The organism is Streptomyces zhaozhouensis, assembly GCF_900230195.1.
Lineage (GTDB): Bacteria > Actinomycetota > Actinomycetes > Streptomycetales > Streptomycetaceae > Streptomyces > Streptomyces zhaozhouensis.
Map to the genome: position 1 here is coordinate 620,198 of NZ_OCNE01000001.1, position 21,882 is coordinate 642,079.

The 21,882-nt window shown below is 72.6% G+C and carries 18 protein-coding genes; 6 read left to right on the forward strand and 12 right to left on the reverse strand.

All coding sequences use genetic code 11. The features are described from left to right. Positions 1 to 86: 86 nt before the first annotated feature. From pta to pyk, 3 genes are read left to right on the forward strand one after another with little or no spacing between them, the layout of a single operon-like run. Positions 87 to 2,228, forward strand: coding sequence for a phosphate acetyltransferase (gene pta / locus CRP51_RS02780; RefSeq protein WP_097229290.1), 2,142 nt, complete (start codon positions 87 to 89; stop codon positions 2,226 to 2,228). Beyond that, on the forward strand, positions 2,225 to 3,427 hold the full coding sequence (locus CRP51_RS02785) for an acetate kinase (RefSeq protein ID WP_097229291.1): 1,203 nt from the start codon (positions 2,225 to 2,227) through the stop codon (positions 3,425 to 3,427). Before pta ends, CRP51_RS02785 begins: the two co-directional genes overlap by 4 nt. Before the next feature lie 60 nt (positions 3,428 to 3,487). Beyond that, positions 3,488 to 4,918: a pyruvate kinase gene (gene pyk / locus CRP51_RS02790; RefSeq protein ID WP_097229292.1), complete on the forward strand. Its 1,431-nt coding sequence runs from the start codon at positions 3,488 to 3,490 to the stop codon at positions 4,916 to 4,918. 114 nt (positions 4,919 to 5,032) lie between these two features. On the opposite strand, the gene CRP51_RS28690 is transcribed toward pyk, so the two are convergent. The 7 genes from CRP51_RS28690 to CRP51_RS02825 form a co-directional block, all read right to left on the reverse strand. After that, entirely contained in the window at positions 5,033 to 6,445 is a 1,413-nt protein-coding gene (locus tag CRP51_RS28690) for a hypothetical protein (protein WP_097229293.1), read from the reverse strand. Continuing rightward, positions 6,435 to 6,986: a DUF6114 domain-containing protein gene (locus tag CRP51_RS02800; protein WP_245880319.1), complete on the reverse strand. Its 552-nt coding sequence runs from the start codon at positions 6,984 to 6,986 to the stop codon at positions 6,435 to 6,437. The genes CRP51_RS28690 and CRP51_RS02800 overlap by 11 nt, the downstream gene beginning before the upstream one ends. A 106-nt stretch (positions 6,987 to 7,092) precedes the next feature. Beyond that, a complete protein-coding gene (locus CRP51_RS02805; RefSeq protein ID WP_097229294.1) occupies positions 7,093 to 7,707 on the reverse strand; it encodes a DUF6230 family protein in 615 nt (204 codons plus the stop codon). A 466-nt stretch (positions 7,708 to 8,173) separates the two neighbouring features. After that, a complete protein-coding gene (locus CRP51_RS02810; RefSeq protein WP_097229295.1) occupies positions 8,174 to 9,139 on the reverse strand; it encodes a tetratricopeptide repeat protein in 966 nt (321 codons plus the stop codon). Positions 9,140 to 9,262: 123 nt separating this feature from the next. Next, positions 9,263 to 10,972 (reverse strand): coenzyme B12-dependent isobutyryl-CoA mutase large subunit, encoded by a 1,710-nt coding sequence (icmA, locus tag CRP51_RS02815; protein ID WP_097229296.1) that lies wholly within the window; start codon positions 10,970 to 10,972, stop codon positions 9,263 to 9,265. 78 nt (positions 10,973 to 11,050) lie between these two features. Beyond that, positions 11,051 to 11,401 carry a DUF3817 domain-containing protein gene (locus CRP51_RS02820; RefSeq protein ID WP_097229297.1) on the reverse strand — a complete coding sequence of 117 codons (351 nt, stop codon included), beginning with the start codon at positions 11,399 to 11,401 and terminating at the stop codon, positions 11,051 to 11,053. Positions 11,402 to 11,428: 27 nt separating this feature from the next. After that, positions 11,429 to 11,947 carry a MarR family winged helix-turn-helix transcriptional regulator gene (locus CRP51_RS02825; RefSeq protein WP_097229298.1) on the reverse strand — a complete coding sequence of 173 codons (519 nt, stop codon included), beginning with the start codon at positions 11,945 to 11,947 and terminating at the stop codon, positions 11,429 to 11,431. Between the two features lie 174 nt (positions 11,948 to 12,121). Here CRP51_RS02825 and CRP51_RS02830 point away from each other — a divergent pair, with 174 nt between their 5' ends. Then, positions 12,122 to 13,165: a glycoside hydrolase family 6 protein gene (locus CRP51_RS02830; protein ID WP_097229442.1), complete on the forward strand. Its 1,044-nt coding sequence runs from the start codon at positions 12,122 to 12,124 to the stop codon at positions 13,163 to 13,165. A 638-nt stretch (positions 13,166 to 13,803) separates the two neighbouring features. Here the strand turns inward: CRP51_RS02830 and glxA are convergent. The 3 genes from glxA to CRP51_RS02845 form a co-directional block, all read right to left on the reverse strand. Then, entirely contained in the window at positions 13,804 to 15,828 is a 2,025-nt protein-coding gene (gene glxA, locus CRP51_RS02835; RefSeq protein ID WP_097229299.1) for a radical copper oxidase GlxA, read from the reverse strand. Beyond that, a complete protein-coding gene (locus CRP51_RS02840; protein ID WP_097229300.1) occupies positions 15,825 to 17,639 on the reverse strand; it encodes a glycosyltransferase family 2 protein in 1,815 nt (604 codons plus the stop codon). Before CRP51_RS02840 ends, glxA begins: the two co-directional genes overlap by 4 nt. 120 nt (positions 17,640 to 17,759) lie before the next feature. Next, complete coding sequence (locus CRP51_RS02845) at positions 17,760 to 18,104, reverse strand: DUF3817 domain-containing protein (RefSeq protein ID WP_097229301.1); 345 nt, start codon at positions 18,102 to 18,104, stop codon at positions 17,760 to 17,762. 122 nt (positions 18,105 to 18,226) lie between these two features. On the opposite strand from CRP51_RS02845, the gene CRP51_RS02850 reads away from it, so the two are divergent. Beyond that, the gene (locus CRP51_RS02850) at positions 18,227 to 18,703 is read left to right on the forward strand and encodes a MarR family winged helix-turn-helix transcriptional regulator (protein ID WP_097229302.1); all 477 of its coding nucleotides are present in this window, start codon (positions 18,227 to 18,229) and stop codon (positions 18,701 to 18,703) included. Here the strand turns inward: CRP51_RS02850 and CRP51_RS02855 are convergent. Further along, positions 18,700 to 20,214, reverse strand: coding sequence for a sensor histidine kinase (locus tag CRP51_RS02855; RefSeq protein ID WP_097229303.1), 1,515 nt, complete (start codon positions 20,212 to 20,214; stop codon positions 18,700 to 18,702). The two genes, CRP51_RS02850 and CRP51_RS02855, sit on opposite strands and share 4 nt — an antisense overlap. Then, positions 20,207 to 20,890, reverse strand: a complete 684-nt coding sequence (locus CRP51_RS02860) for a response regulator transcription factor (protein WP_097229304.1) — start codon at positions 20,888 to 20,890, stop codon at positions 20,207 to 20,209. The genes CRP51_RS02855 and CRP51_RS02860 overlap by 8 nt, the downstream gene beginning before the upstream one ends. A 149-nt stretch (positions 20,891 to 21,039) precedes the next feature. On the opposite strand from CRP51_RS02860, the gene CRP51_RS02865 reads away from it, so the two are divergent. Next, complete coding sequence (locus tag CRP51_RS02865; RefSeq protein WP_097229305.1) at positions 21,040 to 21,861, forward strand: PepSY domain-containing protein; 822 nt, start codon at positions 21,040 to 21,042, stop codon at positions 21,859 to 21,861. Positions 21,862 to 21,882 lie beyond the last annotated feature (21 nt).

Consider the following 21,882-nt stretch of genomic DNA (forward strand, 5'->3'; position numbering starts at 1 on the left):
CGGGTTACGGTCAGGCGGAGGAGCGGCGTCGCCGGCCGGTGGGCCGGCGCGGGCCCGCCGAGTAGCGCGAGGAGAGGGAGGGGAACGTGCCAGGCAGCGTGTATGTGACCGGCATCGGCCGGGGCGACGGCCGCCAGCTGGTGGAGCTGGGCGTGATGGAGCTGTTGACCAGGACGGTCGACCGGGTCGGGCTCTTCCGGCCGCTCGCGCACGACGGCCGCTCCGACCAGGTGGTGGAGCTGCTGCGGGCCCGCTACCGGCTGAGCCAGCCGGCCGACGAGATACTCGGCCTCGACTACCAGCGGGCCGCCGCGCTGCTGGCCGAGCGGGGGATGGACGAGCTGGTCACCGAGCTGGTGCGGCGCTACCACCGGGTGGCCGACGCCTACGAGGTGGTCCTGGTGCTGGGCACCGACTACGCCGACACCCAGCTGCCGGCCGAACTGACGCTCAACGCCCGGCTGGCCAACGAGTTCGGCGCGCCCGTGCTGCCCGTCGTCGCCGGTGTCGACCAGGACGGCGAGGCCATCGCCGCCGAGGTGCGCAACGCGCACAACGCGTTCGCCGCCCTCGGCTGCGACGTGCTGGCGATGGTCGCCAACCGGGTCCCGGACGCCGAGACCGGCGCGACGCTGGAGGCGCTGGCCGACCGGCTGCCGGTGCCGGTCTCGGTGCTGCCGGACGACCCGACGCTGGCCGCGCCGACGGTGGCGCAGGTCGCCAGGGCGCTCGGCGCGGAGACGGTGCTGGGGGACCACGCGGGGCTGGCGAGGGACGTGCGGGACTTCGTCTTCGGCGGGGCGACGCTGCCGACGTTCCTCGCCGCCCTGACCGAGGGCGCCCTGGTGATCACCCCGGGGGACCGGGCGGATCTGCTGGTGGGCGCGCTGGCCGCGCACTCGGCGGGTTCGCCGCCGATCGCCGGCGTGCTGCTGACGTTGGGCGAACGGCCGGACGAGGCGACGACGAGGCTGGCGGCGCGGCTGGCGCCGGGGACGCCGGTGCTGTCGGTGGCGGCGGGTTCGTTCGTCACCGCGACGGAGCTGTCCGGGCTTGAGGGCCAGTTGACGGCGGCGACGCCGCGCAAGGCGGAGCTGGCGCTCGGCCTCTTCGAGACCCATGTGGACACCGCCGCGCTCGCCGGGCGGCTGGCGGTGGCGCGCGGGGACCGGGTGACGCCGATGATGTTCGAGCACGGCCTGATCGAGCGGGCCCGCACCGACCGGCGCCACGTGGTGCTGCCCGAGGGCACCGAGGAGCGCGTGCTGCGCGCCGCCGAGGTACTGCTGCGGCGCGGCGTCTGTGACCTGACGCTGCTCGGCGAGGAGCCGGCCGTCCGCCGCCGCGCCGCCGAACTCGGCCTCGACCTGGCCCTGTTGGGCGCGGACGAGGCGGCCGAGGGCACCGGGCCCGTGGCGCGGGTGGTGGACCCGGTGGCCTCACCGCTGCGCGAGCGCTTCGCCGAGGTCTACGCGCGGCTGCGGGCGCACCGGGGGGTCAGCGAGGAGCTGGCGTACGACGTCGTCTCGGACGTCTCCTACTTCGGCACGCTGATGGTCAACGAGGGCCTGGCCGACGGCATGGTCTCCGGCGCCGCGCACTCGACGGCGGCCACCATCAGGCCGGCGTTCGAGGTGATCCGCACCAAGCCGGACGCGGCGATCGTCTCCTCCGTCTTCTTCATGTGCCTGGCCGACCGGGTGCTGGTCTACGGGGACTGCGCGGTCAACCCGGACCCGGACGCGGCCCAGCTCGCGGACATCGCGGTCCAGTCGGCGCGGACGGCGGCGGAGTTCGGGGTCGAGCCCCGGGTGGCGATGCTCTCCTACTCGACGGGCACCTCGGGCTCCGGCCCCGACGTCGACAAGGTGCGGGAGGCCACCGAGCTGGTGCGGGCGGCCAGGCCCGAGCTGCTGGTGGAGGGCCCGATCCAGTACGACGCGGCCGTCGAGCCCTCGGTGGCGGCGACCAAGCTGCCGGAGTCGGAGGTCGCCGGCCAGGCCACGGTGCTGGTCTTCCCGGACCTCAACACCGGCAACGCCACCTACAAGGCGGTGCAGCGCTCGGCCGGCGCCGTCGCCGTCGGCCCGGTGCTCCAGGGGCTGCGCAAGCCGGTCAACGACCTGTCGCGCGGCGCGCTGGTGCAGGACATCGTCAACACGGTGGCGATCACCGCCGTCCAGGCCCAGGAGGCCGCCGCCCGGACCCGAAAGGACGCCTCGGCGTGAAAGCCACTCAGGTGCTGGTGCTCAACTCCGGCTCCTCCTCGCTGAAGTACCAGCTGCTGGAGATGGCCGACGGCAGCCGGCTGGCCTCCGGGCTGGTGGAGCGGATCGGGGAGCAGGGCACCGGCCGGCTGGTCCACACCCCGGCCGGCGGGGAGCGCAGGGAGCGCGCGCTCTCGGTGCCGGACCACGCGGCGGCGCTGCGCGCGGCCGGCGAGGAGCTGGCCGCCGACGGCACCGGTCTCGACTCGCCCCGGCTGGCGGCGGTCGGCCACCGGGTGGTGCACGGCGGGCGGTCGTTCACCGAGCCGACGCTGGTGGACGACCGGGTGCTGGCGGAGATCGAGCGGCTGGTGCCCCTGGCTCCGCTGCACAACCCGGCGAACCTGGCGGGCATCCGCACCGCCCGCGCCCTCAACCCGGAGCTGCCGCAGGTGGCGGTCTTCGACACCGCGTTCCACACCACCATCCCCGACCACGCGGCGTGCTACGCGATCGACGCCGACGTGGCGGCCGCGCACCGGGTGCGCCGCTACGGCTTCCACGGCACGTCGCACGCGTTCGTCTCGCGCGCGACGGCCGCGCTGCTGGACCGCCGCCCCGAGGAGGTCAACGTCATCACGCTGCACCTGGGCAACGGCGCCTCGGCGGCGGCGGTGGCCGGCGGGCGGTGTGTGGACACCTCGATGGGGCTGACGCCGCTGGAGGGACTGGTGATGGGGACCCGGTCGGGGGACGTGGACCCGGCGGTCGTCTTCCACCTGCACCGGGTGGCGGGCATGTCCGTGGACGAGATCGACGAGCTGCTCAACTCCCGTTCCGGGCTGCGGGGGTTGTGCGGGGACAACGACATGCGCGAGGTGGTGCGCCGGATGGACGAGGGCGACGGGCGCGCGCGGCTGGCGTTCGACGTGTACGCGCACCGGCTGCGTTCCTACATCGGCGCCTACTTCGCGGTGCTGGGCCGGGTCGACGCGGTGACCTTCACGGCCGGGGTCGGCGAGAACGCCTCCCGCGTGCGAACGGCCGCCGTCGCCGGCCTTGACGCGCTGGGGCCCGTCGTCGACGAACGGCTGAACACCGCCGCCGACCGCGGCCCCCGGCTGATCTCCCCGGAGTACGCTCGGGTCGCGGTCGCCGTGGTGCCGACGGACGAGGAACTGGAGATCGCGACCCAGGCGTTCGCGCTGGTCAACGCCTGAACTCCGCTAGCCTGAGCCCGCCATTATTCCCACATGGAACAAAATGAGAGGATCGCTTTCATGCGCCGCTCCAAAATCGTCTGCACCCTGGGTCCCGCCGTCGACTCCTTCGAGAACCTGAAGTCGCTGATCGATGCCGGCATGAACGTGGCACGCTTCAACTTCAGCCACGGCAGCCACGAGGAGCACGAGGAGCGCTACCACCGACTCCGCAAGGCGAGCGAGGAGACCGGCCGCCCGATCGGGGTGCTGGCCGACCTCCAGGGGCCGAAGATCCGTCTGGAGACCTTCGCCAACGGGCCGGTGGAGCTGACGCGCGGCGACGAGTTCACCATCACCACCGAGGACGTCCCCGGCGACCGCTCGATCTGCGGCACCACCTACAAGGGGCTGCCCGGCGACGTCGCCAAGGGCGAGTCGATCCTGATCAACGACGGCAACGTCTCGCTCCAGGTGCTGGAGGTGGACGGTCCCCGGGTGCGCACCATCGTCATCGAGGGCGGCGTGATCTCCGACCACAAGGGCATCAACCTGCCCGGCGTCGCGGTCAACGTGCCGGCGCTCTCCGAGAAGGACGTCGAGGACCTGGAGTTCGCGCTCCGGCTCGGCGCCGACATGGTGGCGCTCTCCTTCGTCCGCAACGCCGACGACGTGCGGGACGTGCACCGGGTGATGGACCGGGTGGGCCGCCGGGTGCCGGTGATCGCCAAGGTCGAGAAGCCGCAGGCCGTGGAGAACATGGAGGAGGTCGTCCTCGCCTTCGACGGGGTGATGGTGGCCCGTGGCGACCTGGCCGTGGAGTACCCGCTGGAGCAGGTGCCCATGGTGCAGAAGCGGCTGATCGACCTCTGCCGCCGCAACGCCAAGCCGGTGATCGTGGCGACCCAGATGATGGAGTCGATGATCACCAACTCGCGCCCGACCCGCGCCGAGGCGTCCGACGTGGCCAACGCGATCCTGGACGGCGCGGACGCGGTGATGCTCTCGGCGGAGTCCTCGGTGGGGCGCTATCCGATCGAGACCGTCAAGACCATGTCGAAGATCGTGGTCGCCGCCGAGCAGGAGCTGCTCTCGCGCGGCCTCCAGCCGCTGGTGCCCGGCAAGAAGCCGCGCACCCAGGGCGGTTCCGTGGCCAGGGCGGCGGCCGAGATGGCGGACTTCCTGGACGCGCGGGCGCTGATCGCCTTCACCAAGTCGGGCGACACCGCCCGCCGTCTCTCCCGCTACCGGGCGGTGCAGCCGATCCTGGCGTTCACCACCGAGGCGTCCACCCGCAACCAGCTGACGCTCAGCTGGGGGGTGGAGACCTTCGTGGTGCCGCTGGTCAACCACACGGACGAGATGGTCGAGCTGTGTGACGCCGAGCTCTCCCGGCTCAACCGCTACGAGACCGGCGACACCATGATCATCACGGCGGGTTCGCCCCCCGGCGTGCCCGGCACCACCAACATGGTCCGCGTCCACCACCTGGGCGGCCACGGCGGCGCCTGAGCCGCCCCGCGCCGCTCGCTCCGCACACGGCTTCCCCGCCGCTTCCGAGGGTTCGGGAGCGGCGGGGAAGCCGTTTGTGCGGGGACGGGGAGTCGGGGCCTTCCCTGCGGCCCGTCAGGGGACGGTGGGGCCGTCGGGCGTGGTGTAGGTGTGCATCCCCTCCATGGAGAGGGTGCCGCCGAACTGCCCGGCCTGGGTGACGAAGACGTCGGTGAAGTGGGCGATCGGCAGGTCCAGCGGCGGCTGGTGCTCGGCGTCGAAGGTCACCGGGATCACGCCGAAGAGGTTGCCCTCCAGCCGCTCGGTGTACATCGTCACCGTGCCGTCCCGGAAGGTCGAGTTGGAGCCGGGCGCGGTCGCCACGTGGTAGCGGATGCCGTCCTGGGCGTCGACGATCTGGTGCAGGTCGCCGATGTCCAGCTTGTCGGCGGTGAACTTGAGTACCTGCTTGACCGTCCCGTTGGCCGTCGTCACGTTGACCACGCCGTGGTAGCTGAGGCCGCGCAGGGTCAGATAGGTGGCGTCCAGGTACCAGGACTCGTCCGGCAGCGTCATCGCGGTCTGCTCGTCCTCGCCGGGCACCCGCTCCTCGGTGGGGCAGGGGAACGGCTCGCCGGCGCCGGGGATCGCGCCGGCCTCGGCCTCCTCGTCGGCGGCCCGGTCCTCCTCCTCGCGCGCGGCGGCCTCCTCTTCCTCCCTGGCGGCGGCCTCCGCCTCCTCGCGTTCGGCTTCCTCGCGTTCCGCCTCCTCGCGTTCGGCGCGCTCGGCCTCCTCCGCCTCGCGCCTGGCGGCTTCCTCCTCCTCGCGCTGGCGTTCGGCCTCCTCGGCCTCCCGCTCCTCCGCCTCGCGGCGCTCGGCCTCCTCCGCCGCGGCCCGCTCGGCCTCCTCCGCCTCCTCGGCTTCCTCGGCCTCGCGCTGGGCCTCGGCCAACTCCTCGCGCTCGCCGGGGGTCAGCAGGTCCCAGACGTCCTCGCCCAGGTCTGCGAGGCCCTGGCCCAGGCCCAGCGGGTCCCAGGGGTTGAACTCGTCCTCCTCCTCGCCCTCGTCCCGTTCGGGGGCGTCGCCGGCCGGCGGTGCCTCGTCGGCGGACTCGTCCGGGGCCTCCGGGGTCTCCGGCGCCTCGGCGGTACCGTCGGACGGCGGCTGCCCGGACGCGGACCCGTCGGTCTCCTCCGAGCCCTCCGCGTCCTCGGCGGCGTCCTCCTCGGTCCCGTCCGCCGGCTCCTCGGCGTCGTCCTCGGCGTCCTCGGCGTCTTCCTCGACCGCCGCGTCCTCGGCGTTCTCGGCGTCGTCCTCGGCGAGCGGCTCGTCGGGCATCTCGACGCAGGACTCACCCGCGAACGGGTTCTCCGGCTGCGAGTCGGCCTTGGCCAGCGGGGAGGTGAACCCCATGCCCAGCAGCGCGGCCGAGGGCATCGCCGCCAGGGCGATCGCCTTGCCCACCGGCATGTGCAGCCGGCGGATCAGTGACCGCCGCGAGGCGAGCCGGGCCGCCTCGCCCGCGGCGGATATGTCTTCAGTCGGCACGTTGGTTTCCCTTCCCCGTTCCCTCCCCGGACGCCGGCGCGGTGCTCCCGAAGGAGGCCAGCGCGCTGCCGGTGCCGGGCGTCGGAACCGGAGGCTCCCGGTCAGCGGTGTCGTCCGCCTCGTCCGCGGGCGAGGCGACGGGCTCGCCGGGCACCCAGGCGATGCTCATGCCACCGCCGACCATGCCGAAGACGAACCCCACGAGAAATCCGCCGAAGTTGGACACCACCAGTGAGACCAGCGACAGCAGGATGGCGGCGACGCCGGCGAATATGCGCGCCTGCGGCTGGAACCATATGGTCAGTCCGAGCACCACCAGCAGGATGCCGATCACCAGCGAACCGGCGCCGGCCGTGGTGGCCATCCGGATGGTCAGCTGCCCCAACGTCAGGTTGGCGTAAGGGAGATAGGCGATGGGCAGCCCGGCGATGATCGTGAACAGCCCGGCCCAGAACGGCCGTCCCCACCGGAAGCGGCGGAAGGCCAGCCTCCCCCGGGTGACGAACGACTCGGCGGGCGCGGCATCGATGTTGGTGCTCACGGCACGTACTCCCCTTGGCGCGGTTCAGTGGCGGGACGCACGATACGGCGGTGGCCCCTGGGGCAGAGGCAGGACCTCCGCCCTGCCCCAGGCGCGGTTCAGACCGTCAGAAGCACTCGTTCGCGCCTCGGTGCAGGGACAGGTCCAGGTCGCTGAGCTTGAAGGTCCCAGCGGAGGTCGCCCATGCGGTCTGGCGGACGTCGGTCAGGACCGCGCCGTCGGCCTGCTGGGCGAACGACCCGGGCAGCGTGCCGGCCTCGGGGGTGGGCCCCTTGGTCGTCTGGTCGGCGGCCACACCGATGTCGATGTTCCTGAACTCGGCGTCCGCGTTGAGCTGCTCCAGGTCGATGAAGAGGTTGTCCGCCTCGACCGGGTTGTCCGGGTCGGAACCCGCGCCGATCTTGACGGTGACGTCCCCGAAGAACGGGACCGGCAGCACCACCGACTGGCACAGGTTGTTGATGGTGGCGTGGTCGAACGCGGAGACCGCGACCGGCCGTTCCTCACCGCCGGCCGGGGTGACCATGGCTCCGTACTGAACGAAGCCATCACCGTCCAGCTTGTCGACGCTGACCTTGAACTGCTGCCCCGAAACGGCGAACGAGGCGGCGAGTGCCCCCTGGGAGAGGGCGACGCCTATCGCAGCGGTAGCGGCCACGCTCGGCACCATGACCAGACCGAAACGCCGCCATCTGGTGCCGCCGCGAGCCTGTGACTCCATGACTTCCTCCTTCTCGGACGAACATCTCCCTCGGAGCCGGCGATCGATGAGGTGTACCGCCCGGGAACCCCGGTGGGGAGAGGTGCGTTGTCCCCGACAGATGCGCTGAGGGAGACAGCCACTGGCCGCCGGGAGACGGCCTTCGGTTGCGTGGCACACCGGCGTCGCCCGGGGCGACGTCGCACACCACGGCCGACGCGTGGCCGAGTCGGCCCCGCCGATCGTGGTCTATCTCACGGCAGGACACAAGAGGTTCGTTACTTGCCAGTAATGGCGATATGCCGGAGCGGGGTGAATCGTGTCCGTTCACCCACGCAGGGTGTCGACCCGAAAGCACCCCATAGCCGACCGAATCGCCCACAACTCCCGCACCTCACAGGGTTGCCCCCACTGAATGTGACGGCGGCCACGTTTACCAAGTTTTGGTAAAACGCGGCCGCCGGGGAACGGTTGAGAGCGGTACGGCTCAGAAGAGCACGCGGGCGAGCGCGGAGCGCGCGGCGACCACCCGGGGGTCGTCGGGGCCCACGACCTCGAACAACTCCAGCAGCCGCACCCGCGCCGTCTCCCGGTCGTCGCCGAAGGTGCCCCGCACCGTCGAGATCAACCGGCTGAAGGCGTCCTCCACATGGCCGCCCACCAGGTCGAGGTCGGCGGCGGCGAGTTGGGCCGGCACGTCGCCGGGACGGTCGGCCGCGTCCTTGCGCACCTGTTCCGGCACGAGGTCCTGGACGCGCGCCAGCAGCCGGGCCTGGCCGAGGCCGAGCGCGGCCTCCACGTTGCCCGGGTCGGCGGCCAGCAGGGACTCGTACGCCTTGATGGCGCCGTCCAGGTCACCGGTGTCCAGCGCGCTGTGCGCGGCGGCCAGCGCCGGGTCGACCGGCGGCTCCTCCGGCTCGGCCGCGCGGGCCGCGGCGGCGGCCTCGGGGTCGACCGCCTCGCCCACGATCCCGAACCGCTCCTCGGCGGCCTGGATCAGCTGGTCGAGCACCTGGCGCACCTGCGCCTCCGGCGCGACCCCCTGGAACAGCGGCAGCGCCTGGCCGGCGATCACCGCGAAGACGGCGGGGATGCCCTGCACCCCGAACTGCTGGAAGAGCCGCTGGTTGGCGTCGACGTCGATCTTGGCCAGGACGAACTTCCCCGCGTACTCCGCGGTGAGCCGCTCCAGCACCGGGCTGAGCTGCTTGCACGGCCCGCACCACTCGGCCCAGAAGTCGATGACCACCGGGACCTCGGCGCTGCGCTGGACGACCTCCTGCTCGAAGGTCGCCTCGTCGACGTCGATCACCAGGGAGACGGCCGCCGCCTCCCCCTCCGGCTGCGCCGCCCGCTGCGCGCGGGCCTGCTCGGCCTTCTGCTTGGCCTCGGCCGCGGCCTTGACCGCGGAGAGATCGACCGCTCCGCTCATGGACATGTTGCGTGGCTGCATGGGACCAGTCTCCCCCCTCCCGCACGCGTTCGGGAACGCGGTGTCCCCGTTCGGGAACGCGGTGCCACCCCCGGCGCGCCGGCACCGCGCCGCCGGGGGTGTGCGCCGGCGTTCAGGGGGCGCTCAGAAACCCGCCGGCTCGGTGTAGCCGCCCCACACCTCGCGCAGCGCGCCGCAGATCTCGCCCAGCGTCGCCTCCGCCCGCACCGCCTCCAACATCGGCGCGATCGTGTCGCCCTCGCCGCGCGCCACCCGCACCAGCTCCGCCAGCCGGTCCCGCACCGCCGCCTCGTCGCGCTCCGCCCGCCGGGCGCCGAGGGTCCGCACCTGCTCGCGTTCCACCTCGTGGCTGACCCGCAGGATCTCCAGCTCGTCGGTGACGGAGGCGGTGTGGCAGTTGACGCCGACGACCCGCTTGTCGCCCTTCTCCAGCGCCCGCTGGTACTGGAACGCGGACTCCGCGATCTGCCCGGTGAACCAGCCGTCCTCGATGCCGCTCAGCAGCCCCGAGGTCATCGGCCCGATCGGGTGCTCCCGCGCGCCCGAGGTGGCCAGCGCCCGCCGGCCGCGCTCGGCGATCTCCTCGAAGATCCGCTCCGCGTCCGCCTCGATCCGGTCGGTCAGCGCTTCCACGTACCAGGAGCCGCCCAGCGGGTCGGCGACCGAGGTGACCCCGGTCTCCTCCATGAGCACCTGCTGGGTGCGCAGCGCGATCTCGGCCGCCCGCTCGCTCGGCAGCGCCAGCGTCTCGTCCAGCGCGTTGGTGTGCAGCGAGTTGGTGCCGCCCAGCACCGCCGCCAGCGCCTCGACGGCGGTGCGCACCACGTTGTTGTACGGCTGCTGCGCGGTCAGCGAGACCCCGGCCGTCTGGGTGTGGAAACGCAGCCACTGCGCGCGCTCGTTGGCCGCGCCGTAGACGTCGCGCATCCAGCGGGCCCAGATCCGGCGCGCGGCACGGAACTTGGCGATCTCCTCGAAGAAGTCGACGTGCGCGTCGAAGAAGAACGACAGCCCGCGCGCCACGTCGTCCACCGGCAGCCCCCGGCTGAGGCCGAGCTCCACGTAGCCGAAGCCGTCGGCGAGGGTGTACGCGAGCTCCTGCGCCGCCGTGGCCCCGGCCTCCCTGATGTGGTAGCCGGAGACCGACAGCGGCTTGTAGGCCGGGATGCGGGCGGCGGTGTACTCCATCAGGTCGCCGATCAGCCGCAGGTGCGGCTCGGGCGGGAAGAGCCACTCCTTCTGCGCGATGTACTCCTTGAAGATGTCGGTCTGGAGCGTGCCGTTGAGCGTCTCGACGGGCACCCCCTGCCGCTCGGCGGCGACCAGGTACATGCAGAAGACGGGCACGGCGGGGCCCGAGATGGTCATCGAGGTGGTGACCTCGCCCAGCGGGATGTCCCGGAAGAGGATCTCCATGTCGGCGGCCGAGTCGATGGCGACCCCGCAGTGGCCCACCTCGCCCAGCGCCTTGGGGTCGTCGGAGTCGCGGCCCATCAGCGTCGGCATGTCGAAGGCGACGGAGAGCCCGCCGCCGCCGTTGCGCAGGATGGTGCGGTAGCGCTCGTTGGTCTGCTCGGCGTTGCCGAAGCCGGCGAACTGGCGGATGGTCCACGTCCTGCCCCGGTAGCCGGTGGGGTGGAGTCCCCTGGTGAAGGGGTACTCCCCCGGCCAGCCGATCCGCTCGAAACCGGCGTGGTCGTCGCCGGGGGCGGGGCCGTAGACGGGCTCCACGGGGTCTCCGGAGAGCGTGGTGAAGTCGGCGTCCCTGGTGCGGGCCGCGTCGTACCGGGCCTGCCAGCGTCGGCGGCCCGCTTCGATGGCGTCAGCGTCCATACCGCCAATTTACTTGGACGTCCAAGTATCTGTCCAAGGAAGTGCCCGGCCGGTTCCGCGCCGGCCGGGAGGAGGACCTCAGGCGCCGACGGCGCCCTCGGCGACGGCCGGCTCGTCGTCGTCACCCTCCAGCAGCGGCCGCGTCTCGGCGGTGATCCGCGGCTCCAGCCAGAAGGAGACGAACGGGATGGAGCCGGCGACCAGCACCCACAGCAGCTTCCCGAACGGCCAGCGGGCCTTCTGCCCCAGGTCGAACGCGAAGACCAGATAGACGATGTACAGCAGCCCGTGCACCTGGGAGACGACCAGGGTCAGCCCCTCGCCGGTGTCGAAGCCGTACTTGAAGACCATGCAGGTGCCGAGGACCAGCAGCATCACCGCAGTGACATAGGCCATGACCCGGTACCGGGTGAGCACACTCCGCTTCATGCCGGCGAGCCTATCGGGTCATACCGGTCACGCCTCGCCCGGGGCGGCGAAGTCCCTGGCCGCCACCCGCAGCGGGCGCAGCATGGCGAAGATCTCCCGGCACTCCTCGTCGTCGTAGGCGCCGAGCCCGAACTCGGCGGCCATCAGGTCCCGCGTGGCCGCGTCGCAGACCTCGCGCCCGCGCGCGGTGATGGAGGCGAGGACGCCGCGCCCGTCGTTCGGGTTCGGCCGCTTGGTGACCAGGCCGGAACGCACCAGCCGGTCCACGGTGTTGGTGACGGAGGTCGGGTGGACCATCAGCCGCTCGCCGATCTTGGACATCGGCAGCTCGCCGGCCCTGCTGAAGGTGAGCAGCACCAGCGCCTCGTAGCGGGCGAACGTCAGACCGTGCGGTCTGACCACGGAGTCGACCTCCGCCAGCAGGATCTGGTGCGCCCGCATGATCGAGGTGATCGCGGCCATGGACGGCACGGAGCCCCATCGCTGCTTCCACAGGTCGTCGGCTCGCGCGATGGGATCGAACGGGAGACTCAGCGGCTTCGACACGAGGGCGACCCTACCCGGCACGCCAGTGACGGATGCGGCCGTTGTGGTGAATCTCCCGGGGGCGCGGGCCCGTTGCCGCGCGCCCCGACCGGAGGCGACCCGCCCCCCGGAACTCCCGCACGCTCCGTCATGGCGCGGCGACTCACGGTCGCGGGCCGTGGCACCATGACGCACATGCCCGGCCCCACCACCGCAGTGTCCCGCCGGCCCGACCGGCCCCTGTCGCTCACCCTGGCGCTCTCCTCGCTGACGCTCGCCCTGCTCGCGCTCGGCTGCTCCTCGGGCGACGCGGCGCCGCCCGGCGGCGAGGGCGGCCCCGAGGGACAGCTCATCGACGACAGCTCGGGGTTCTGGGTGGACCCCGACTCCCCCGCGGCCCGGCAGGTGCGGCAGTGGGAGGAGTCGGGCCGCGCGGACGAGGCCCGGCTGGTGCGGCGGATCGCCGACCGCCCGCTGTCGCACTGGCCGCCGGAGGGCGACCCGGCGCCGCTGGTCCGGGACGTCACCGGGGCCGCGTCCGAGGCCGGGCGGACGGCGCTGCTGGTCGCGTACAACATCCCGCACCGCGACTGCGGCCAGTACTCGGAGGGCGGCGCGCCCAGCGACGACGCCTACCGGGACTGGATCGACGACCTGGCCGAGGCCGTCGGCGACGCGGAGACCGTCGTCGTCCTGGAGCCGGACGCGGTCCCTCACACGCTCGACGGCTGCACGGCACCGATGTACGTCCAGGACCGCTACGCGCTGCTCTCCGAGGCCGTCGACCGCCTCAAGGAGCAGCCGGGCACCCGGGTCTACCTGGACGCGGGCAACCCCGACTGGGTCACCGACGTGGGGCGGCTCGCGCAGGCGCTGCGCGACTCGGGCGTGGAACGGGCCGACGGCTTCGCGCTCAACGTCTCCAACTTCCAGACCACCGAGGCCAGCACGGAGTACGGCCGGGAGCTGTCCGGGCTGCTGGACGACGCGCACTTCGTCATCGACACCAGCCGCAACGGCAACGGGCCCTGGGAGGACGGCGGCGACGAACGCTGGTGCAACCCGCCGGGACGGGCGCTGGGCACGCCGCCGACCACGGAGACGGGGGACGACCTGGTCGACGCCTATCTGTGGGTGAAGCGGCCCGGCGAGTCCGACGGCGAGTGCCGGGGCGGCCCGCCGCCGGGGCAGTGGTGGCCCGAGTACGCGCTGGGCCTGGCCGAACGCGCGGAGGGCTGAACGGGGGCGACCACCCACCTGGCCGGTACCGCACCGCGGTCGTCTCACCCCCGCCACGAATGCACCGCGCACGGCAGTGCAGGGGCGCGAGCAACCCACCACCGGGGCGCGGACGACAACCCACCCGGGCCGGCAAGGTCAATAGTCGTCCGCACCCCGCCACAAATGCACCGCGCAGTTCCCCGCGCCCCCAAACAACCCGCCCACGGCAGTGCAGGGGCGCGGGGAACTGCGCGAGCAACCACCCATCGGGCTCAGGCCGACAACCCACCCGGGCCGGCAAGGCCGGTGGTCGTCCGCACCCCGCCACAAATGCACCGCGCAGTTCCCCGCGCCCCCAAACAACCCGCCCACGGCAGTGCAGGGGCGCGGGGAACTGCGCGAGCAACCACCCATCGGGCTCAGGCCGACAACCCACCCGGGCCGGCAAGGCCGGTGGTCGTCCGCACCCCGCCACAAATGCACCGCGCAGTTCCCCGCGCCCCCAAACAACCCGCCCACGGCAGTGCAGGGGCGCGGGGAACTGCGCGAGCAACCACCCATCGGGCTCAGGCCGACAACCCACCCGGGCCAGCAAGGCCGGTGGTCGACCAACCCCCGCCACCCATGCGCCCTCAGGCCGTAACCGGCCCGAGGTGCTACGTGGGGCCGACCTTGATCCAGGTGGCCTCGCTGGGCGTGCCCTCCCCGTCGGTGACGAAGATCATGTACCAGCCGGGAGGCACCAGCGACGGGTCCTCGGGAACGGTCAGCTCCACACCGTCCTCCGTCCGTTCGAGCTCCAGCTTCAACGAGCGCTGCTCCACATCCGTCGTGTGGGTGACCGCGCTGGGGCGCATCAGGCGGGCCTCGGTGATCCGTTCCGCGTCGTCCGTCGCGAAGGCGACGGTCTCGCCGAGCGTGGCGCTCTCCGGCCCGTCGCCCAGCGCCGGCCGGGTCTCCTCGCGCCCGTCGTGGAGGTACGGCGGGGTGAAGACCTCGATCCGCTTCTCGAACTCGCCGGCCCTGGTGTTGTCCTTGTCCCCGTAGAGCGGGTCGGAGCCGAACGTCGCCACCCGCCCGTCGGGCAGCAGCAGCGCCTCCGAGTGGTAGTTGCGGCCCACGGTCGGGTCGGCGGCCGGCACGAACGCGTCCTGCTCCGGGTCGTAGAACTGCGCCCGCAGCACGTCGCTCTTCCCGCGCCCCCGGTAGTCCTCGGAGCCGCCGGAGGTGAAGACGGTGTCGTCGGGCATCAGCACGCTGCTGAGGTAGCGGGTGCCCTGCGGCAGGCTCGGCCCCTCGCGGTAGGTGGGGTCCTCCTCGGTGAGGTCGACGACGGCCGTCCGTTCCGTCGACTTCGCGGACTCCCCGACGCCGCCCCCGCCCAGCACCATGAACCGCTGGTCCTGCGCGGGCGGCAGCAGCAGGGAGGCGGAGGTCTCCAGCTGGTCGGGGTCGGAGAGGCCGCCGACCTCCTCGAAGGTGTTCTCCTCCAGGTCCCAGATGCCCGGCACCCGGCCCTCGTCGGCGGGGCCGTAGCCCGCGTTGGAGCCGGTGTAGAAGATCTTCCCGCCCTCGGTGAGGAAGAGCGCGGGGTAGGTCGGGAAGTACCGTTCCGGCCCCTCGGACCAGGTCTTGGTCTCGGGGTCGTAGATCTCGTTGATCCCGGGGACCACCTCGCCCACCTCGTCGAGGCCGGAGACGGAGAGCACCCGGCCGTCGGGGAGCGTGGTCAGCGTCGGGTACCAGCGGGCCTCGGCCATCGGGTCGACGGGGATGTAGCGCTCGGCCACCGGGTCGAACTCGTAGGCCACGTCGATGCCCTGGAAGTCCTGGTCCTCCAGGGTGATCCGGGAGGCCAGCCCGTAGAGGTTGCGGGCGTCGGCGCCTTCGAGGCCGAGGATCTCGTACTGGCCGGCCTCGTCGACGACGCTCTCCTCGCCCTCCTCGACGGCGGTGACGAAGACCCGTTCCTCGCCGGCCGTGATGGTGAACTCCTCCTCGGGCTCCGCACCGGGCTCGGCGCCGGCCTCCTCCACCGCCGTGTCGTCCCCGTCACGCTCCGGCTCGCGCTCCTCCTTGTCGGCGGCGGGCACGGTGATCGCGTTGGTCGTCTCGTAGAGCTGGCCGTTCGGTCCGCGCAGCCGGGTGCCCTCGGGGAACTCGCGGCTGCGGTCGGGGTCCTCGTTCTTGATCAGCATCGCCCCGCCGGCGTGGGTGACCGCGTCGCCCAGCACCTCGTAGCGGAGCGTGCCGCCGGCCACCAGCAGCTTGCCGTCGGGGAGTTGGGCGTGCCCGGCGCAGAACAGGTCGTCGGGGGTGGGCACCTTCTCGAACGAGTTGTCCTCGGGGTCCCACAGGACCGTGTCGAAGGTCCCCTCGTCGAACTGGTCCTCCTTGTTGCCGGAGCCGGCGATCAGCAGCACCTTGCCGGTGTGCAGCAGCGCCGCGTGGATCGCGTTGGTGCGGTACTCCTCGGGCACGTCGACCATCTCCCAGGAGCCGTACTTCGCCTGGTAGGCGGGTCGCGATATGCGGTACTCGTGGAGCTGCCGCTCGGCGAAGGACACGGCGGCCGGGGCGTTCAGACCGACGAGCAGCAGGGTGATCCCGCTGCCCAGCGCCAGCTTGCGCAGCCGGCGGCCGGGGCGGTAGCGGTGGCGGACACGTCGTTGACGGCTCATGCGTCGGCTCCCACGGGGCGTCGGGGCGGTCGTTCACCGCCGGGGTGGTTCGGTGCGTCGGCTTCGGGCACGGGGGCCGGGCGTCGGGCGGCGCCGGGCCGGGCGCGCGGTCCCGCGGCGCGGTGCCGGCCGGTGGGCCGGCGGCGCGGCTCGCGGGTGGTCCAAGCCCAGACGGCCGGCGGGGCGAGCGCGACCGCGAGGGCGATCAACGCCCAACTGCGCATCGCCACATGGGTGTGGCCGAGGACCACGGAGACCAGCAGCGCGAAGGTCAGCAGCCCGGCCCAGCCCAGGTGCCAGCGGAAGGTGGCCGGCCGGTCCGGGCTGGCCTCGCCGCCCTTGGGGGTGACGACGAACCCGGAGGTGCGGCGGAGCACCGCGTCCAGCAGCGAACGGGCGTAGACCGGCGCGGAGAGCGCGGACATCAGCATCCCCGCGGTGCCGGAGGAGCCCTCGGGTTCGTGGGGGGAGACGTTGTGCCGCCGGTTCCAGACGTAGAGGCCGACCTGGAGCGCGGCGACGTCGCTGTAGAGCATCAGCCACACCGAGGACGAGACCTGGGTGCCGGAGGCACCAAGCAGCAGGTAGAGCACGCAGCCCAGCACGCCCAGCGTCCAGGTGATCGCGGCCATCGGGTAGAAGGCCAGCATCAGCGAGTAGTTGAGCAGCGTCCCGGGCCGGTGGCGGCGCCCGCCGCGCCCGTACTGGCGGATCAGCGTCTCGTAGGTGCCGCGCGACCAGCGCAGCTGCTGGGTGAAGAAGTCCGTCCAGGAGGAGGGGCCCTCCCCCACGGCGAGCACGTCGGGCGTGTACACCGAGCGCCAGCGGTTGCCGGTCTCCGGGTTGACCGTGCGGTGCAGCTCGAAGCCGGTGGCCATGTCCTCGGTGACCGAGTCGCAGAGCCCGCCGACGGTGCGCAGCGCCGCGATCCGCACGGCGTTGTTGGTCCCGACGAACATGGGCGAGCGGTAGCGGTTGCCGGCGCGCTGAATCAGCGCGTGGAAGAGGAACTGCTGGCTCTCGGCGGACTTGGTGACCGGTCCCTCGTAGTTGCCGTACACCTGCGGGCCGACGACGAAGGCCACGTCGGGGTCGCGGAAGTAGCCGAGCATCCGCTCCAGGAAGCCGGGCAGCGGCACGTGGTCGGTGTCGACGGAGGCGAAGTAGTCGTAGTCGTCGCCGTGCGCGTCCAGCCAGGCGTTGTAGTTGCCGTGCTTGGTCCTGGCGCGGTGCGGGCCGCTCGGCTGGTTCCAGCGGGCGACGCCCCTGCGGGTGAAGTGGTGCACCCCCAACTCGGCGCACATCTCCCTGACCTGCGGGTCGTCGCCCTCGTCCAGCAGCCAGACGTCCAGTGGTCCGGTGTGCCGCAGCCGGACGGCGCCCTCCAGGGTGCCCCGCACCATGGTGAGGGGCTCCTTGCCCGGCACGAAGGTGGTGAGGAACGCGACCCGCGTCCCCGTCTCGGGCGCCACCGGCACCGGGTCCCTGGCGACCATGGTGGCGTGGGCCACGGAGACCACGTTGACCAGCCGGAACAGCTCGATCAGCGCGATGCAGCCGAGCATCACCGCGTCGGCGGCGACCAACCAGACCGGGGAGTCGCTGCGTTCGGTCCAGTGACTCGGCCACACCAGCCACACCAGCAGCACCAGCGAGAGCGTCGGCGCCAGGGCCATCAGCAGGGTGGCGCGGGTGCGGTGCGGCTCCCGGGCGAGCAGGCTCCGGTACCGCACCCGGTAGCCGGGGCCCGGCTCGGTGAGCGGGCCGGCGAGGCGGCTGTAGACCTCGTAGTCATACCGCTGGGACCGCACGGAACACTCCTTTTCGGGACAGAAACCACAACCCGACACATCAAAGACACGTCAGAAAGTGATCTCTGTCGAACCGAAGCGGTCCGTGCGAGCTACCCCAGGGGTGTCAGCGCCCTCGTCTCAGGCGTTGACCACACCCTCCTTGCGGGCGCGGGCGGCGATCACCGCGTCGTCCTGGGAACGGCGCAGCCGGCGCTCGGCGAAGAAGCCGCCGACCGGGATGACCGCCATCAGGAAGAACCAGGCGGCGGTGGCGGGCGACCACTTCGCGCGGTTCCACGCGTCGGCCCACAGCAGCACGTAGGCGACGAAGAGCACCCCGTGCACCGCGCCCATGACGGGCACGGCGTTGAAGTCGGTGGTCCGCTTCAGCACCGAGCAGACCAGCAACAGCAGAAAGGAGACCGCCTCGGGGGCCGACACCAGACGGAGCCGGTGCAGGGCTTTCAGCGTCTTCATGTCCATGGGGAAGCGCGACCTCTCGAATGCCGGGTGAAGATCTCATGTGAACCGGTGCACAAGCCATTGTCGCAGTCCCCCGGACGACCAGGAGTCGGGGGTCGCCGGCGTTGGCTATCGTTCGAGTCATGGACACCGACATCGGCACCCGCTGGCTCAGCGACGCGGAACAGCGTGCGTGGCGGACCCATCTGGACGTCAGCAGGCTGTTGACCCACCAGCTGGAGCGCGATCTCCAGCCGTTCGGGCTGACCATGAACGACTACGAGATCCTGGTCCACCTCTCCGAGTCGGAGGACCAGCGGATGCGGATGAGCGACCTGGCCGCGGCCACGCTCCAGTCGAAGAGCCGGCTGTCACACCAGATCACCCGCATGGAGAAGGCGGAGCTGGTGCGGCGCGAGCACTGCGACTCGGACAAGCGCGGGCTGTTCGCCGTCCTCACCGAGCAGGGCTGGACCGTGATGCGGCGGGTGGCGCCGCACCACGTGGAGTCGGTGCGCCAGCACTTCATCGACCTGCTCTCGCCGGAGGAGCTGGCCGCGCTGCACCAGGCCCTCGCCCCGGTCGCCGAGCACCTCCACCGGCGGCGTGGCAGACCCTAACCCGCCGCCGGCTCCTCCTCGGACCCACGCCCGGCCAGCGGCAGGCGCAGCGTGAACAGCGCGCCGCCTTCGGGCGCGGTGCCCACGCCCAGCTCCCCCGAGTGGCGCCGCGCGACGTCCCTGGCGATCGCCAGCCCGAGCCCGGCGCCGCCCTCGTCCCGGCTGCGGGCGTCGTCGAGGCGCACGAAGCGCTCGAAGATCCGCTCCCGGTCGGCCTCGGGCACGCCGGCCCCGTCGTCGCCGACCTCGAGCAGCGCCTCGTCGCCGACGGCCCGCAGCGAGACCCGCACCCGACCGGCCGCGTGCCGTTGCGCGTTGTCCAGCAGGTTGCCCAGCACCCTGGCCAACTGCCCGCGCGAGCCGCGCACCGTGAGGTCGGCCAGCTCCGCGAGGTGCACCGGGTGGCGGTCGCCGACCCGCTCCTCCAGCACCTCGTCGACCAGCCGCCCCAGCTCGACCGTGGCGCTCAGCGGGCGTTCCCCGGCGTCGAGTCTGGCCAGCAGCAGCAGGTCGGCCGCGAGCCCCTGGAGCCTGACGGTGTCCTGCACCGCGCCCGGCAGGTCGAGCAGCTCGGGATGGGCCTCGCCCACCTCCAGCTGGGTGCGGAGCGAGGCGATCGGGCTGCGCAGCTCGTGCGAGGCGTCGGCGACGAAGCGGCGCTGCCGCTCCACCGAGGACTCCAGCGCGGCCAGCGTCTCGTTGGTCGTCCTGGCCAGCCGGCCGATCTCGTCCCTGGCCTCCGGCTCGGGGACCCGCCGGCTCAGGTCCTCGGAGCGGGTGATGTCGGCCATCCCCCGCCGGATGCCCTCCACCGGGCGCAGCGCCCTGCGGGTCACCAGCCAGGTCACTCCGGCCACCACGGCCAGCAGGGCGGGGACGCCGGCCAGCATCGAGCTGCGCACGCTGTCGATCGCGGCCCGTTCGACGTCCAGCGGGGCGCCCGCGTAGACGACCAGGTCCTCGTCCCAGGGGGTGGTCACCTCGACGACGGCGAACAGGTACTCCCCGTCCTCACCGTCGACGACGGCGCTGCCGGTGACCGAGCCGATCTCCTCGTCCAGCTCGCCGGGGCCGGGGAAGGAGTCCTCGTCGCCGTCGGCCCCGGGGCGCTCCTCGTCGTCGTCATCGTCGTCATCGTCGTCCTCGTCGGCGCGCTCCCGGCCCTCCCCCCGCTCGGCCTGGTCGGCCTGGCCGTCGCGGGCCGGCGGGTCGGGGGTGACGCTGTCGCTGCCGGTGCCGGTGATCCGTTCCAGGCCGTCGCTGACCTGGTAGACCCGCCCGTCGCGGTCCACCACCTGCACCGGCCGCGCGTGGTCGAGGTCCAGGTCGTCCAGCGCGCGCCCGGTCGCCAGCTGGGCCGCGACGTCGCGGCCGGTGACCTCGGCCTGGAGACCGACCTGTTCCTGGAGGTTGTCGCGCAGCAGCCACACCAGCAGCAGCCCGGCGGCGACCAGCGCGACCGCCACCACCAGCGTCGCGCCCACCGTGGCCCGCGCCCGGACGCTACCCACGCCGATCGCCGCCCTCGTTCCCGGCCACCAGCCGGTAGCCGGCACCGCGCACGGTGACGATCAGCCCGGGGCCGAGCTTGCGGCGCAGCGCGCTGACGTAGACCTCCACGATGTTGGGGTCGCCCTGGTAGGCGAAGTCCCAGCCGTGTTCCAGGATCTCCGCCTTGGAGACCACCTCGCCCGCCCGCCCGGCCAGCCGCTCCAGCACGGTGAACTCCTTGGCGGTGAGGCCGATCTCACGCCCGCCCCTGGTCACCCGGCGCGTGGAGCGGTCCACCACCAGGTCGCCGACCCGCAGCTCCGGTGCCGCGCCCCGGCCGCGCCGGCGGAGCAGGGCGCGGACCCTGGCGACCAGCACCACGTAGGAGAACGGCTTGGTGAGGTAGTCGTCGGCGCCGGTGTCGAGCCCCTCCGCCTCGTCGTACTCGCCGTCCTTGGCCGTCAGCATCAGGATCGGCGTCTCGTCGCCCGCGGCGCGGAGCGCGGCGCAGACGCGGTAGCCGTTCATGCCGGGCAGCATGATGTCCAGCACGATCAGGTCATAGCCGCCCTCGGTCGCCCGATGCAGCCCGTCGGTGCCGGTGTGCACCACGTCGACCGCGAAGCCCTCGGCTCGCAGTCCCTGGGCCAGCGAGATCGCCAGCCGCTTCTCGTCCTCCACAATCAGCACGCGCACGGGGACCAGCTTCGCAAACGGATGCTGAAGACTTCTTCAGCCGCCTTCAGCTCAGCTTCAGCAACGTTCGGCGACTGTGGGGTCACGTCGAACGGCGAGGGGCCGGACGGCGGGCTGAGAAGCCGGGATTCGAGTGGGAGGACCCCAACATGAAGCGCAACATGATCGTCGCGGTCGCCGCAGCCGGAGCCGTCGTCGCCGGAGGCACCCTCGCGGGGATCGCGATGGGCGCGGGCGGCGAGGAGCGCACGGACCAGGCGGCGCTGAGCAGCAACCTGTCGATCCAGGAGGGCGGCTCCGCCGACCAGGACGACGACGCGACGGACGCCTCGGACGCGGCGGACGCGGCCGGTGACTCCGCGGCGCTGCGCGCGGTGGCCACGGCGCTGGCGGCGGCGCCGGGCGTCGTCACGGAGATCGAGCTGGACCGCGACGACGACGGGCCGCGCGGCTGGGAGATCGAGATCTACGACGAGTCGGAGACCTGGCACCGCGTGGTGGTCAGCGAGGACGGCGGCGAGGTGCTCGACGAGCGCAGCGGCCGGTCGGGCGACGACGACGATGACGACGACTGGGACGACGACGGGGACGACGACCTGGCCGCCGCCCGCAGTCTGCTGGCCGCCGAGGCCAGCACGGACGCGGCGACGGCGATCGCCACCGCCGAGTCCCACACCGGCGCCACCCTCCGCGAGGCCGACGTCGACGACGGCCGCTGGGAGCTGGAGCTGCGGGGCGAGGACGGCACCGAGTACGAGCTGGCCATCAGCCTCCAGAACGGCGACATCGTGGAGGAGGAGCGGGACCGGGACGACGACGATGACCGGGACGACCGCGACGACGACCGCGACGACAGGGACGACCGGGACGACCGGAACGACGACAGGGACGACCAGGACGACGACCGCGACGACCGCGACGACCGCGACGACGACAGGGACGACCGCGACGACGACCGGCACGACGACTGACGCGGGTCGCCCCCGGCGGGG

What these genes read in the sequence shown, in the direction of transcription:
- CRP51_RS02830 (WP_097229442.1), top strand. Translation starts at nt 12,122, where the DNA reads ATGCCCGGCCCCACCACCGCAGTGTCCCGCCGGCCCGACCGGCCCCTG.
- icmA (WP_097229296.1), bottom strand. Translation starts at nt 10,972, where the DNA reads ATGGACGCTGACGCCATCGAAGCGGGCCGCCGACGCTGGCAGGCCCGG.
- pyk (WP_097229292.1), top strand. Translation starts at nt 3,488, where the DNA reads ATGCGCCGCTCCAAAATCGTCTGCACCCTGGGTCCCGCCGTCGACTCC.
- CRP51_RS02805 (WP_097229294.1), bottom strand. Translation starts at nt 7,707, where the DNA reads ATGGAGTCACAGGCTCGCGGCGGCACCAGATGGCGGCGTTTCGGTCTG.
- CRP51_RS02845 (WP_097229301.1), bottom strand. Translation starts at nt 18,104, where the DNA reads ATGGACATGAAGACGCTGAAAGCCCTGCACCGGCTCCGTCTGGTGTCG.
- glxA (WP_097229299.1), bottom strand. Translation starts at nt 15,828, where the DNA reads ATGAGCCGTCAACGACGTGTCCGCCACCGCTACCGCCCCGGCCGCCGG.
- CRP51_RS02850 (WP_097229302.1), top strand. Translation starts at nt 18,227, where the DNA reads ATGGACACCGACATCGGCACCCGCTGGCTCAGCGACGCGGAACAGCGT.
- CRP51_RS02810 (WP_097229295.1), bottom strand. Translation starts at nt 9,139, where the DNA reads ATGCAGCCACGCAACATGTCCATGAGCGGAGCGGTCGATCTCTCCGCG.
- CRP51_RS02820 (WP_097229297.1), bottom strand. Translation starts at nt 11,401, where the DNA reads ATGAAGCGGAGTGTGCTCACCCGGTACCGGGTCATGGCCTATGTCACT.
- CRP51_RS02865 (WP_097229305.1), top strand. Translation starts at nt 21,040, where the DNA reads ATGAAGCGCAACATGATCGTCGCGGTCGCCGCAGCCGGAGCCGTCGTC.